1 pseudogene is annotated in these 220 nt (G+C 63.6%); it reads right to left on the reverse strand.

Features of this window, described 5'->3' with window-relative positions:
• A pseudogene (locus GSQ70_RS25655) lies at window positions 1-220 on the reverse strand (Replication protein); the annotation flags it as partial.

Genomic DNA, 220 nt, shown 5'->3' on the forward strand with positions numbered 1-220 from the left:
AGCCTTACGGCCGCTTTCGTAGACGTGCAGCACGCCCATGCGGCGCGCCAGCTCCTCAACGGGCATCATCACTTCGAACATATACTCGCTGTCGGGGCTGTAGTCACAGTTCGCGGCCAGCACCAGCGACAGCGCGGTCAGCGCCTCACGGCTCTCAGAGCGCGGCGTGATGCGCATCGGTTTCGGCCGGAATGACGGGTCGAACATGCGGGTATAAGGG

Source organism: Pantoea sp. BAV 3049, assembly GCF_009765445.1.
Taxonomy (GTDB): domain Bacteria; phylum Pseudomonadota; class Gammaproteobacteria; order Enterobacterales; family Enterobacteriaceae; genus Erwinia.